Genomic DNA, 12622 nt, shown 5'->3' on the forward strand with positions numbered 1-12622 from the left:
GCCGGTCAGGCCGGCGCCCTCGGGCGACGCATCGCGAAGCCGAACACCCACAGGGACAGGCCGAGATTGATCGCCGCCACGGCCAGCATCACCTCCAGCAGGGGCAGCAGGCCGAGCCGTTCGGCGACGTAGCCGCAGGCCAGGGGCGTGATCGCCTGGCCGAGGAGCGGGAGGCGGGCGAGCCGGCCCATCGCCGCCGCGTACTGGCCCTGTCCGTAGAGCGCCAGCGGCAGCGTGCCCCGCACGACGGTGCGCATGCCGTTGCCAGCGCCGTAGAGCACCATCGCGAGCCACGCCAGGGACGGGATCGTCGCCAGCAGCAGGAGCCCCAGCCCGACGCTGGCGCTCGACAGGAGCAGGGACCAGGCCGGGTGGGCGCGGCGGCCGAGGGCCAGTTCGACGACGCGCACGCCGACCTGGGCGGGACCGATCAGGCCGGTCAGGGCCACCGCGGCGGTCGCGCCGACGCCCAGCGTCTGCAGCAGGTTGAGCAGTTGCACCGAAGTGGCGGTCATGATCATCGCCGCCATCGTGAAGGTCACGGCGAGCAGGCGCTCCGCCGGCAGGCGCGCCGCTTCGGTCGAGCCGGTCGGCTCGTAGGGCCGGGGCGCCGCGGCGGGCTCGACCGCGCCCCGGCTCCGGGCCGGCAGCGCCCAGGCGAAGAGTGGGACCACGAGGGCGACGGACAGGATCGCGTAGGTGAGGCAGGCGCCGCGCCAGCCGACATGATCGACCAAGAACCGCGTGGCGGGCCAGCAGAGCGAGACCGCGAAGCCCGACGAGATCGCGATCTGGGTCATCGCCCCGCGCGCGGCGGCGCCGTAGGCTTGGCCGATCGCCGCGAAGAGCGGGTCGTAGAGCGCGGCCGACATGCCGAGGCCGGCGACCATCCAGGCGAGCAGGAAGACCGGGAGGGACTGCGCGACCGCCATCAGCACGAGGCCCGCCGCGATGATCGTGGCGCCGGCTACGAGGACCGGCCGCCCGCCGTGACGCCGGATCATGCGGCCGACGAACGGCGCGGGCAGGCCCGACACGAAGATCGCGAGCGAGAGCGCGCCCACCACCATCGCCTGCGGCCAGCCGGTCTCGGCGACGATCGGGTCCGAGACGACGGCGGTGAGGAAGAACGTGCCGCCCCACAGGACGATCTGCGTGACGCCGAGGGCGACGTTGCCGGCGATGGTCGGACGCGGCAGCGTATCGGGCGGCTCTGAGCCGCGCGCGGTTGGGGCGCCGGGCACGATGATGATGTCTCCACGTGGTCGTCTTCGAGGCTGCAGGGCCTCGAGCCTCACTAGCGCGCTACCGGGCCGATCAGCCCCGCAATCCTCGATCTGCAGCCGTGCGCGGGGTTCGGAGGTGACGGCGGGGTCGACGGCGACCGGCCTCAGGGCCGCGACGGATCCTCCGGCAGGAACCGCGCCACCGCGTCGTGGATCGTCGCGGCGATCTCCATTTCCCGACGCTCGAACTCGTCGAGCAGGCCGGACACGGCGACCGCCAGCGGGCGGCCCTTGCCGTCGATGCGCCTGGGCAGCGGGACCGCGATCGAGCCTGCGCCCGTCGTGACGAGCCCGCGGGAGAAGAAGTGCCCGTCCCGACGCAGCCGCGCCAGATTGGCCAGGACGGCCGCGAGCGCGATGGGCGGCTGCTCGGCCGGCGCCTCCGCGTTCGTGCGGCGGACCAGCGGACCGATCTCGGCCTCCGGGCTGTCGGCGAGGAGCGCGGTCCCGGTCGCCGACCAGACGACGAGGCGGCGCGTCCCGGGCGGGACGTGGAAGCGCATGGCGGTGCGGGCCTGCAGGACGTGGAGGTACTGCGAGAAGATCGCGTTGCGCGCGGCGAGGATCACGGTCCCACCCGTGCGCTCCGAGAGGTGCTCGAGCATGCGCACGAGGCTGCCGTCTCGCACCGGTCCCTTGTCGAGCCACGCGCCGAGGAGCGCCACCCGGGGCGACGGCAGGAAGCTGCGGCTCGCCGGGTCGTAGTCGAGATAGCCGAGCCGGACGAGGCTCTTCAGGAGCACCGAAGTCGAGGATTGCGGGACGCTCAGCCGCTCGGCGATCTCGGAGACCCTGGCTTCCCGCTGGATCTCGTCGAACAGCTCCAGGATCTGAAGCACCCGTCCGGCGGACTTCACCAGGGCCACATCCGAACCGGCGGGATCGGCCCCCACCGTCAGGTCGGTGGACGCAGTGCCCCGCGGAGCGATGCGCTCAACCATGACGCGACGCGCGAAACGACAGTCCCGGAGGCCGCACAGCTCGAAACGGCCCTGGTCGCCCACGCCCGGATCCGTGGTGATCGCAGCGCATCGCAGGCACGTTCCCTCCTCCGCCGCGCCAACAGCCCGCGCCGCTCGCCGGCACTATAGATCCGGCATGCCCGGCGACTCCCATCATATACGTGATATTCTTCAGCATATGGGCGATGGCGGTTGATGCCGGGTTCGGGCTCTGCCCTACTCGTGCGCGGTGTCGGACCCGCCTGACTGACCGGCACCGGGAGACCGCGCGGCAAGCGCGGCCCTGCTCGGGAGGAATGCCGATGTCGCTCCGCCACGCGGCCGTCGCCGCGCGCCTCCTCGCCGCCGCGCTGATGCTCCCGGCCCTCGGCGGGGCGGCGCGGGCCGAGACGGCCTCTGTCCGCATCGGCCTGCAATACGGCCTCGTCTACCTGCCGGTGATGATCGCGCAGAGCGAGGGGCTGTTCGACAAACGCGCCAAGGCCGCGGGGCTCGACGGCTTGTCGGTCACGCTGACGCGTTTCAGCGGCTCGACCGCGATGAACGACGCGCTGCTCTCCGACAGCGTCGAGCTCGGCACCCTCGGCTCGGCCGGTGCCCTGATCGCCTGGGACAAGACCCGCGGGAGCCAGCAGATCAAGAGCCTCACCGCCCTGAGCTCGGTCGTCTACACGCTGTTCACCGGCAAGCCCGGCGTCGCCGCGCTGAAGGACTTCACCTTCGGCGACAAGATCGCGGTCCCGGCCTTCAACTCACCCCAGGCGATCCTGCTGCGGGTCGCGGCGGCCCAGCAGCTCGGCGGATCGGCCAAGGCCGACGCGCTGATGGTGAGCCTGCCCCATCCGGACGCCACCGCGGCGATGCGCGCCGGACAGGGGATCGCCGGCTACTTCGCGACGCCACCCTTCACGCAGGTCCTGCAGGCGGATCCCAAGATCCGGACGGTCATGACCTCGACCGGCCTGATCGGCAGCGGCGACATCACCGCCGCGACCCTGAACGCCAAGCAGGGCTTCGTCGACGCGAATCCGAAGGTGGCGCAGGCGATCCGCGCCGGGATGGAGGACGCAGTCGCGCTGATCCGCAGCGACCCCAAGCGCGCGGCGTCGATCTACCTCGCCTCCGAGCAGGTGCAGATCGATCGCGCGCAGGTCGAGACGATCCTGACCGACGGCTCCATCGTCTACGACGTGGCCCCGAAGGGCATGGTCGCCCTCGCCAAGGCCATGGCGACGCAGGGCTTCCTGCGGAAGGTGCCGGGCGACTGGCAGGAGATCTTCTTCCCCGGCCTCGAGGGCCGCGACGGCAGCTGAGCGCCGCGGATTCGGCGCCGCCAGCCCGTCCCGCCGCTCAGGGAGCCCCGATGCACAGTTTCCGCTTCAGCGCCGAGCCGCTCCCGCCCGAGGCCGAGGCCGCCCGCGCGTCCGTCCGCGCCTTCCTCGACGCGGAACGGGCGGCCGGGCATTTCGTCCCGCACCGGACCTCGTGGACGACCTTCGACGCCGCCTTCAGCCGGCGCGCGGGGGCCGCGGGCCTCATCGGCCTGACGATGCCGGAGGCCTATGGCGGCCACGGCCGCTCCGACCTCGTCCGCTTCGTCGTCACCGAGGAGATGCTGGCGGCCGGCGCCCCCTGCGGCGCGCACTGGATCGCCGACCGCCAGTCGGGCCCGCAGATCCTGCGGCACGGCACCGAGGCGGCCAAGCGGGCGATCCTGCCGCGGATCTGCCGGGGCGACTGCGCCTTCGGCATCGGCATGAGCGAGCCGAATTCCGGCTCGGACCTCGCCGCCGTCCGGACCCGCGCGGTCCGCGACGGCGACGATTGGGTGATCAACGGCTCCAAGATCTGGACGACGAACGCCCATCAGGTCGACTACCTGCTGGCCCTGGTCCGGACCGGCGAGCCGGGGCCGGACCGGCACGGCGGGCTGACCCAGTTCATCGTCGACATGGCGGCCCCCGGGGTGACGGTGCGGCCGATCCTCGACCTATCGGGCCATCACGAGTTCAACGAGGTGTTCTTCACCGATTACCGCGTCCCCGACGCGATGCGGGTCGGCGCCGAGGGCGCGGGCTGGGGTCTCGTCACCGAGGAGCTCGCCTTCGAGCGCTCGGGGCCCGACCGCTTCCTGTCGGATTACCGGCTGCTCGTCGAACTCGTCGACCGGATCGGGCCGGAGCCGGACCGGTTCCAGGCGGTCGAGACCGGGCGGATGGTGGCGCAGCTCACCGCGCTGCTGGGCATGTCGGCCTCGGTGGCCCGCCTCCTCGACCAGGGCGTCGTGCCGGGCGTCGAGGCGGCGCTCGTCAAGGATGTCGGCAACGGCTTCGAGCGCGCGGTGCCGGAGATCGCCCGGCGGCTGGTGCCGGTCGAGCCGAGCCTCACCGCGCAGGGCGACGCCTTCCGCGAGGCTCTGGGCGGCGTGACACTGCGGGCACCGTCCTTCACGCTGCGCGGCGGCACCCGCGAGGTCCTGCGCGGCGTCATCGCCCGGGGGCTGGGGCTGCGATGAGCCGGATGGAGCACGCCGAGGCCGGCGACGCGGTCGACGGGATCGTCCTCGATCAGGTCGAGCGGCTGCTCGCCCAGCACCTCACGCCGGCGCTGCTGGCCGCCTGCGACGGGGCCGCGGGCGCGGCCGCAAGGGCGGCGGATCTCTGGCCGGCGCATCTCTGGACGGCGCTCGCCGAGAGCGGCCTGCCGCTGGTGCTGGTGCCCGAGGCGGAGGGCGGGATCGGCCTCGCCGCCGCCACCGCCGCCCGGCTGATCCGGCGCTGCGGCCGGGCCGCCCTCCCCCTGCCCCTGCCGGAGACCGTCGCGGGCGCGGCGCTCTGGGTCGCCGCGGGGGGACAGGCGGGCGACGGCGCCCTGTCGCTGGCCCCGGGCGGTGGCCCCGTGCGGATCGCGCCGCACGCGGAGGGCTTCGTCCTGGACGGACGGGTCGCGCAGGTGCCCTGGGGCGGTTCGGCCGCGGCCCTCCTCCTCGACGCCGTCGACGCGGCCGGCATCCCGCACCTCGTGCGGATCGCCGCGCCCGGGACGCTCCGCGACACGCACCACAACCTCGCCGGCGAGCCGCGTGACACCCTCGATCTGACCGGCTGCACCGTCGCGGCCGCCGACGTCCGGGCCGCGCCGGGCTGGGCCGCCGGAGCGGACGCGCCGTCCGTCGAATCCGTCGGCGCCTGGGTCCGGGCGCAGCAGATGGTGGGCGCCCTGGAGACCTGCCTCGGCTTGGCCCTCGCTCACGCCCAGGAGCGGCAGCAATTCGGCCGGCCGCTCGCCAAGTTCCAGGCGATCCAGCACATGCTGGCCGAGGCCGCGGGCCATGTCGCCGCCGCGACCGCAGCCGCCGACCTTGCCGCCGCCTGCTGGGGCGACCCCCGCTTCGTCCTCGCCACCGCCATCGCCAAGGCGCGCTGCGGCGAGGCGGCGGGCCACGTCGCGGCGATCGGCCACCAGATTCATGGGGCCATGGGCTTCACCCAGGAGCACCCGCTTCACCGCGCGACGCGACGGCTGTGGTCCTGGCGCGACGAGTTCGGATCCGACGCCCTCTGGCAGGAGCGGATCGGGCGCGCGGTCTGCGCGGGCGGCGGCGCGGCCCTCTGGCCGATGCTGGTCCGCCTGCGCGGCGGCGCCGGCTGAGATGGGAGACCTGTTCGTGCCGGATCACTCCGCCGAGACTCATCCCGCAGAGACGAACACGGCCGGGCCGCTCGCGGGCGTGCGGGTGGTCGACCTGACCAGCGTGATCATGGGGCCCTCGGCGACGCATATCCTCGCCGATCTCGGCGCCGACGTGATCAAGATCGAGACGCCGGAGGGCGATTCCTTCCGGCATTACCGGCCGGCCCGGGGCGCCGGGATGGGCGGCAACTTCCTGCACCTCAACCGCAACAAGCGCAGCGTCCGCCTCGACCTGAAGCGGGCCGCGGCGCGGGCCGCCCTCGACCGGCTGATCGCCACGGCCGACGTCTTCGTCCACTCCATGCGGCCCGACGCGATCCTGCGCCTGGGCTACGGCTACGCGCGGGTGCGCACGCTTAACGCCGACATCGTCTACTGCGGCGCCTACGGGTTCGGGGCCGACGGTCCCTACGCCCACAAGGCGGCCTACGACGACCTGATCCAGGCGGGCTCGGGCCTCGCGGCGCTCCAGACCGCCGCCTATGGCCAGCCCGGGTACCTGCCCACGGTGCTGTGCGACAAGATCGCCGGGCAGGCCATCGCCTGCGCGATCCTCGCCGCCCTCTACGAGCGCCGGGCCGGCGGCGGCGGGCAGGCGGTCGAGGTGCCGATGTTCGAGACCATGGTGGAGTTCAACTTCGTCGAGCACATGGTCGGCTACGCCTTCGAGCCGCCGCTCGGTCCGCCGGGCTTCAACCGGGTCTTGAGCCCGCGGCGCAAGCCCTACCGGACCCGGGACGGCCACGCCTGCATCCTGCCCTATTCCGACCGGAACTGGCGCGACTTCTTCATCCACACCGGCCGGCTCGAGTTCGTGGACGATCCCCGCTTCGCGCCGCTCGCCGTGCGGGTGGAGAACATCGAGATCCTCTACGCCCTGGTCGAGGAGGAGGCGGCGCGCCGGACCACCGCCGAATGGGTGGCGTTCTGCGACTCGGTGAGCATCCCGTGCATGCCGGTCCTCGGCCTGGAGGACCTGCCGGAGGACGCGCACCTGAAGGCGGTCGGCTTCTTCGGCAGTGCCGAGCACCCGAGCGAGGGGCGCTACCGCACCATGCGCCGGCCGGTCTCGTTCAGCGGCAGCCGCTTCGCGATCCGCCACCACGCCCCGCGGCTCGGCGAGCACACCGCCGAGGTCCTGGCCGAGGCCGGGCTCGAACCGGCCGAGATCGCCGCCCTGATGGACGCGCCGGACAAGCCCGACACCGCGCCCCTGGAGGCCGCCCGATGAGTGCTGAAGCCGAGACCGAACCCCACGGCGCGGGCGAGGACCTGCTGTTCTCCGTCGCCGAGGGCGTAGCCACCATCACGCTGAACCGGCCCGAGCGGAAGAACGCCTTCACCTTCCCGATGATCGAAGCCTGGACGGCTGCCCTGCAGCGCTGCCGCGCCGACGCGGCGATCCGCGTCGTGGTGGTGACCGGCGCGGGCTCGGCCTTCTGCAGCGGCGGCGACATCGTCGAGATGGGCGAGCGCCTCGACCAGCCGCCGGCCCGGCGCAAGGAGGAGCTCTACGGGCGAATTCAGCGCATCCCGCTGACGCTGGAGGATCTCGACAAGCCGGTGATCGCCGCCCTGAACGGCGTGGCCACCGGCGCCGGCCTCGACCTCGCCCTGATGTGCGACCTGCGCTTCGCCGCCAGGAGCGCCCGCTTCGCCGAGACCTACGTGCGGGTCGGCCTCGTCCCCGGCGCGGGCGGCGCCCATTTCCTGCCCCGCCTCGTCGGGACCGCGAAGGCGCTGGAGCTGTTCTTCACCGGCGATTTCGTCGATGCCGACGAGGCCCTGCGGATAGGCCTCGTCAACGGCGTCCACGCCGACGCGGACCTGATGCCGGCCGTGGCGGCGCTGGCGCGGAAAATCGCCAAGGCGCCGCCGCTGACGCTGAGCCTGATCAAGCGCGCGGTCTACCAGGGCATGCGCAACGACCTGCGCACCAACCTAGACCTGATCTCCTCGCACTACGCCGTCGTCACCGCGACGCCCGAGCATCGGGAGGCCGTGCAGGCTTTCATCGGGGGGCGCGACAGGACCTGACGCGTCGGGCCCCGGTCCCATTGCCGCCCGCATCAAGACCAAAACGTTTGTGCGGGCGACATCTTCCCCCCGGCGTCGCACTTTCGCGCTTGTCGCCACCGCGCCCACCTGCAAGTCTATCCAAAATTCAATCCGCGCAACGACGCGGAGCTAACGTCTGGGAGGACGCGATGACGGCTCGGATACTCGGTGCGCTCGTGTGTGCGCTCGCCTTCGTCACGCCGGCCGCGGCGCAGAGCCCCATCGTCATCAAGTTCAGCCACGTCACCACCACCGACACGCCCAAGGGCCAGGGCGCCGAGCGGTTCAGGCAGCTCGCCGAGGAGCGCACCAAGGGCGCGGTCAAGGTCGAGATCTACCCCAACAGCACGCTCTACAAGGACAAGGAGGAGGTGGAGATGCTCCAGCTCGGCGCCGTGCAGATGCTGGCGCCGTCCACGAGCAAATTCGGACCCCTCGGCGTGAAGGAGTTCGAGGCCTTCGACCTGCCCTACATCTTCCCCAACGAGCAGGTGCTGCGGCGCGTCCAGGACGGACCGATCGGCCAGGGCCTGTTCAAGAAGCTCGAGACCAAGGGGATCAAGGGGCTCGGCTACTGGGACAACGGCTTCAAGATCCTCACCGCCAACAAGCCGATGCACGCCCCCGAGGACGTGAAGGGCCTGAAGTTCCGGATCCAGTCCTCGAAGGTTCTGGAGGCGCAGTTCAAGCAGCTCGGGGCGCTGCCGCAGGTGCTCGCCTTCTCCGAACTCTACCAGGCGCTGCAGACCGGCGTGGTCGACGGCCAGGAGAACCCGCCGTCGAACGTGACGACCCAGAAGCTCAACGAGGTGCAGAAGCACGCCACGCTGACCTATCACGGCTACATCGGCTACGCGGTCATCGTGAACAAGGGCTTCTGGGACGGGCTGCCGGCCGACATCCGCACCACGCTCGAGGGCGCCATCAAGGATGCGACCGCCTACGAGCACGAGATCGCCGACAAGCAGAATGAGAAGGCGCTCGCCGACATCCGCGCCACCGGCAAGACCGAGGTCTACACGCCGACTGATGCCGAGAACGCCGCGTGGCGCAAGGCCCTGGCGCCGGTCCAGCGCGAGATGGCCTCCCGCGTCGGCAAGGATCTGGTCGCGGCGCTGAACAAGGAAGCAGAGGCGGCGCCGAACAACTGATCCCGCCGCCGCGCCCGGACCGACCATGTTGCTGAAACTGCTCGATCGGCTCGAAGAGGTGCTGATCGGAACCCTGATGGCGGCCGCGACCGTCATCACCTTCGCCACGGTGGTGCACCGGTTCCTCTCCGGCATCCCGGCGCTGCAGGACTACACCGACCGGATCGACTTCGGCTGGTCGCAGGAACTGTGCATCTACATGTTCATCTGGGTCGCGAAGTTCGGCGCGGCCTACGGCGTGCGCACCGGCATCCACGTCGGCGTCGACGTGCTGGTCAACCGCCTGCCGCCGGGCGCGCGCCGGGTGATGGTCCTGATCAGCCTCGCGGCGGGCGCGCTGTTCACCGGGATCGTCGGCACGCTCGGCACGAACTTCGTCTGGCGCATCGGCCACACCGACCAGACGACGCCCGACATGGAGATCCCGGTCTGGATCGTCTACCTCGCGATCCCACTCGGCTCCTACCTGATGTGCTTCCGCTTCCTGCAGGTCGCGTGGAGCTACTGGAAGACCGGACACTTGCCCGCCCGCGACCACGCCCATGTCGACGGCGTCCCGACCGTCGAGGGTGTCGACCCGATCCAGCTCGGCCGCGAGGGAGGCCCCGCATGAGCGGCCTGATCATCTTCGGGCTACTCATCGCCCTCATGCTCACCGGCATGCCGATCTCGATCGCGCTCGGCCTGACGGTGCTGACCTTCCTGTTCACCCTCACGCAGGTGCCGATCGAGAGCGTCGCGCTCAAGCTGTTCACCGGGATCGAGAACTTCTCGATCATGGCGATCCCGTTCTTCATCCTCGCCGGCAACTTCCTGGCCCATGGCGGCGTGGCGCGGCGGATGATCGCCTTCACGACCTCCCTCGTCGGGCACTGGCCGGGCGGCCTCGGGCTCGCGGGCGTGGTCGCCTGCGCGCTGTTCGCCGCCGTGTCGGGATCGAGCGTGGCGACGGTCGTGGCGATCGGCTCGATCATCCTGCCCGCCATGGTCGCGGAGGGGTATCCGCGCCGCTTCGGCGCCGGGGTGATCACCACCTCGGGAGCGCTCGGCATCCTCGTGCCGCCCTCGATCATCCTCGTGCTCTACGGGGTGTCGACGAATTCCTCGATCGGCAACCTGTTCCTCGCCGGTGTGATGCCCGGCATCGTCCTGTCGGCCATGCTGGCGAGCGTCACCTTCGTCATCGCCAAGCGCCGCGGCTATCCGCGCATGCCGAAGGCGTCCTGGGCCGAGCGCCTGCGCGCCTTCCGCGAGAGCGCCTGGGGCCTGTTCCTCGTGGTGATGGTGATCGGCGGCATCTACGCCGGCATCTTCACCCCGACCGAGGCGGCCGCGACGGCGGCCGTCTACGCCTTCGTCATCGCGGTGTTCGTCTACCGGGACCTGAAGCTGTCGGACGTGCCCCGCGTGCTCCTCGCGTCCGCCAACATGAGCGCGATGCTGCTCTACATCATCACCAACGCGGTGCTGTTCTCGTTCCTGATGACGTCGGAGAACATCCCGCAGACGATGGCGGCGTGGCTGATCGCCATGAACTTCAGCCCGCTGGTCTTCCTGCTCGTCGTCAACATCATCCTGCTGATCGCCGGCAACGTGATGGAGCCGTCCTCGATTCTGCTGATCATGGCGCCGATCCTGTTCCCGATCGCGGTCAAGCTCGGGATCGACCCGATCCATTTCGGGATCATCATGGCGGTCAACATGGAGGTCGGCCTGTGCCACCCGCCGGTCGGGCTCAACCTCTACGTGGCGAGCGGGATCGCCCATATGGGCATCTCCGAGCTGACCGTCGCCGTACTGCCCTGGCTGCTGACGATGCTGGCCTTCCTGGTCCTAGTGACCTACTGGCCCGCCCTGTCCCTGTGGCTCCCGCGGGCGCTCGGGGCGATGTGACGGCCTGACGACCGGCGGAAGGACCTGACCGTCACGCTCGGCGCCGGGACGGCCGCTCCGGGCGCCCGTCCCGATCGCACCGGCACGGGCCGGCAGGAAGCCTGAGCATCCCTGCCGTGTCCGGAAACCGCCGCTCAGGCAGGCTGCGCGACCGCGGTGCTGCTGTGCCGCAGGGTCAGCGACAGGCAGACGATGGCGAGGACGCAGGCCGCCAGCAGGAGAATGAAGCAGCCGTTCCAGCCGTAATGGTCGGTCGTGTAGCCGACCAGCGCGCTCGCCGCGACGGAGCCGCCGAGATACCCGAACAGGCCCGTGAAGCCCGCCGCCGTCCCGGCCGCCTTCTTCGGCACGAGCTCGAGGGCCTGGAGGCCGATCAGCATCACCGGCCCGTAGATCAGGAAGCCGATGCAGATCAGGGCCGCGAGGTCGACGCCCGGATTACCCTCGGGATTGAGCCAGTAGACCAGCGTCGCCGCCATGACGCCGAACATGAACACCACGCCCGTCGCGCCCCGGTTGCCGCGGAACAGCTTGTCGGACAGCCAGCCGCAGAGAAGGGTACCGGGAATGCCGGCCCACTCGTAGAGGAAGTATGCCCAGGAGGTCTTGTCGACCGAGAAGTGCTTGGCCTCCTTCAGGTAGGTCGGCGCCCAGTCCAGCACGCCGTAGCGGAGCAGGTAGACGAAGACGTTGGCGAAGGCGATGTACCAGAGCATCCGGTTCTTCAGCACGTGCTCGACGAAGATCTCGCGCGTGGAGAACTCGCGCTCGTGGTTCGCGTCGTAGCCGTCCGGATAATCGTCCTTCCAGGCCTCCACGGAGGGCAGCCCGCAGGATTGCGGCGTGTCGCGCATGGTGATGAAGGCGAAGACCGCGACGCCGAGCGCCACGGCGGCGGGCACGTAGAACGCCGCGTGCCAGTCGTTGAACCAGGCCAGGCCGAGCAGGAAGAGCGGGCCGATCAGGCCACCGCCGACATTGTGCGCCACGTTCCAGACCGAGACGACGCCGCCGCGCTCCTTCTGGGACCACCAGTGCACCATCGTGCGGCCGCTCGGCGGCCAACCCATGCCCTGGAACCAGCCGTTGAGGAACAGCAGGACGAACATGATGCCGACGCTGGAGGTCGCCCAGGGCACGAAGCCGAACAGGAACATCACCAGCGCCGAGAGCACGAGGCCGATCGGCAGGAAGTAGCGCGGGTTGGAGCGGTCCGAGACCATGCCCATCAGGAACTTGGACAGGCCGTACGCGATCGCGACGGCGGAGAGCGCGGTGCCGAGCTCACCGCGGCTGTAGCCCTGCTCGACGAGGTAGGGCATCGCCAGCGAGAAGTTCTTGCGCAGCAGGTAATAGCCCGCATAGCCGAGAAAGATGCCCGCGAAGATCTGCCAGCGCAGCTTGCGGTAGGTCGGATCGACGCGATCCGTCTGGATGGGTGGCCTGTGGGCCGCGGGAGCGAGAAAGCCGATCATGGCGCGCCTTGGTGCTTGAGACCGCGGATGGACCCGGGCTCATCCCGGGCGCATCTCGGATTGGACGGGGTGCTGAGGTGCAGCGCTCAGCGTCGCGCCGTATC

11 protein-coding genes are annotated in these 12622 nt (G+C 70.9%); 8 read left to right on the plus strand and 3 right to left on the minus strand.

Features of this window, described 5'->3' with window-relative positions:
• Positions 1-5 precede the first annotated feature (5 nt).
• Both ACLBYB_RS12415 and ACLBYB_RS12420 read right to left on the minus strand, forming a co-directional pair.
• Positions 6-1244 carry an MFS transporter gene (locus ACLBYB_RS12415; RefSeq protein WP_020093158.1) on the minus strand — a complete coding sequence of 413 codons (1239 nt, stop codon included), beginning with the start codon at positions 1242-1244 and terminating at the stop codon, positions 6-8.
• Positions 1245-1390: 146 nt separating this feature from the next.
• Complete coding sequence (locus ACLBYB_RS12420; RefSeq protein ID WP_447698945.1) at positions 1391-2143, minus strand: IclR family transcriptional regulator; 753 nt, start codon at positions 2141-2143, stop codon at positions 1391-1393.
• 407 nt (positions 2144-2550) lie between these two features.
• Here ACLBYB_RS12420 and ACLBYB_RS12425 point away from each other — a divergent pair, with 407 nt between their 5' ends.
• The 8 genes from ACLBYB_RS12425 (at position 2551) to ACLBYB_RS12460 (ending at position 11043) form a co-directional block, all read left to right on the plus strand.
• A complete protein-coding gene (locus ACLBYB_RS12425; protein WP_447698946.1) occupies positions 2551-3561 on the plus strand; it encodes an ABC transporter substrate-binding protein in 1011 nt (336 codons plus the stop codon).
• A 50-nt stretch (positions 3562-3611) separates the two neighbouring features.
• Positions 3612-4763 (plus strand): acyl-CoA dehydrogenase family protein, encoded by a 1152-nt coding sequence (locus ACLBYB_RS12430; RefSeq protein ID WP_447698947.1) that lies wholly within the window; start codon positions 3612-3614, stop codon positions 4761-4763.
• A gap of 5 nt (positions 4764-4768) precedes the next feature.
• The gene (locus ACLBYB_RS12435; RefSeq protein ID WP_447698948.1) at positions 4769-5899 is read left to right on the plus strand and encodes an acyl-CoA dehydrogenase family protein; all 1131 of its coding nucleotides are present in this window, start codon (positions 4769-4771) and stop codon (positions 5897-5899) included.
• Positions 5900-5915: 16 nt separating this feature from the next.
• Positions 5916-7172, plus strand: coding sequence for a CaiB/BaiF CoA transferase family protein (locus tag ACLBYB_RS12440; RefSeq protein ID WP_447698949.1), 1257 nt, complete (start codon positions 5916-5918; stop codon positions 7170-7172).
• Entirely contained in the window at positions 7169-7978 is an 810-nt protein-coding gene (locus tag ACLBYB_RS12445; protein WP_447698950.1) for an enoyl-CoA hydratase/isomerase family protein, read from the plus strand. Before ACLBYB_RS12440 ends, ACLBYB_RS12445 begins: the two co-directional genes overlap by 4 nt.
• Before the next feature lie 170 nt (positions 7979-8148).
• Positions 8149-9150, plus strand: a complete 1002-nt coding sequence (locus tag ACLBYB_RS12450; RefSeq protein WP_447698951.1) for a TRAP transporter substrate-binding protein — start codon at positions 8149-8151, stop codon at positions 9148-9150.
• 25 nt (positions 9151-9175) lie between these two features.
• Positions 9176-9763: a TRAP transporter small permease gene (locus ACLBYB_RS12455; protein ID WP_447698952.1), complete on the plus strand. Its 588-nt coding sequence runs from the start codon at positions 9176-9178 to the stop codon at positions 9761-9763.
• Positions 9760-11043, plus strand: a complete 1284-nt coding sequence (locus ACLBYB_RS12460; protein WP_056533341.1) for a TRAP transporter large permease — start codon at positions 9760-9762, stop codon at positions 11041-11043. The genes ACLBYB_RS12455 and ACLBYB_RS12460 overlap by 4 nt, the downstream gene beginning before the upstream one ends.
• 134 nt (positions 11044-11177) lie before the next feature.
• On the opposite strand, the gene glpT is transcribed toward ACLBYB_RS12460, so the two are convergent.
• Positions 11178-12518 carry a glycerol-3-phosphate transporter gene (glpT, locus tag ACLBYB_RS12465; protein WP_020093148.1) on the minus strand — a complete coding sequence of 447 codons (1341 nt, stop codon included), beginning with the start codon at positions 12516-12518 and terminating at the stop codon, positions 11178-11180.
• Between the last annotated feature and the right edge of the window lie 104 nt (positions 12519-12622).

The organism is Methylobacterium sp. D54C (assembly GCF_053345595.1).

Coding starts and splice junctions, on each gene's coding strand:
- ACLBYB_RS12425 (WP_447698946.1), top strand. CDS start 2,551: ATGTCGCTCCGCCACGCGGCCGTCGCCGCGCGCCTCCTCGCCGCCGCG.
- ACLBYB_RS12430 (WP_447698947.1), top strand. CDS start 3,612: ATGCACAGTTTCCGCTTCAGCGCCGAGCCGCTCCCGCCCGAGGCCGAG.
- ACLBYB_RS12435 (WP_447698948.1), top strand. CDS start 4,769: ATGGAGCACGCCGAGGCCGGCGACGCGGTCGACGGGATCGTCCTCGAT.
- ACLBYB_RS12445 (WP_447698950.1), top strand. CDS start 7,169: ATGAGTGCTGAAGCCGAGACCGAACCCCACGGCGCGGGCGAGGACCTG.
- ACLBYB_RS12450 (WP_447698951.1), top strand. CDS start 8,149: ATGACGGCTCGGATACTCGGTGCGCTCGTGTGTGCGCTCGCCTTCGTC.
- ACLBYB_RS12455 (WP_447698952.1), top strand. CDS start 9,176: ATGTTGCTGAAACTGCTCGATCGGCTCGAAGAGGTGCTGATCGGAACC.
- ACLBYB_RS12460 (WP_056533341.1), top strand. CDS start 9,760: ATGAGCGGCCTGATCATCTTCGGGCTACTCATCGCCCTCATGCTCACC.
- glpT (WP_020093148.1), bottom strand. CDS start 12,518: ATGATCGGCTTTCTCGCTCCCGCGGCCCACAGGCCACCCATCCAGACG.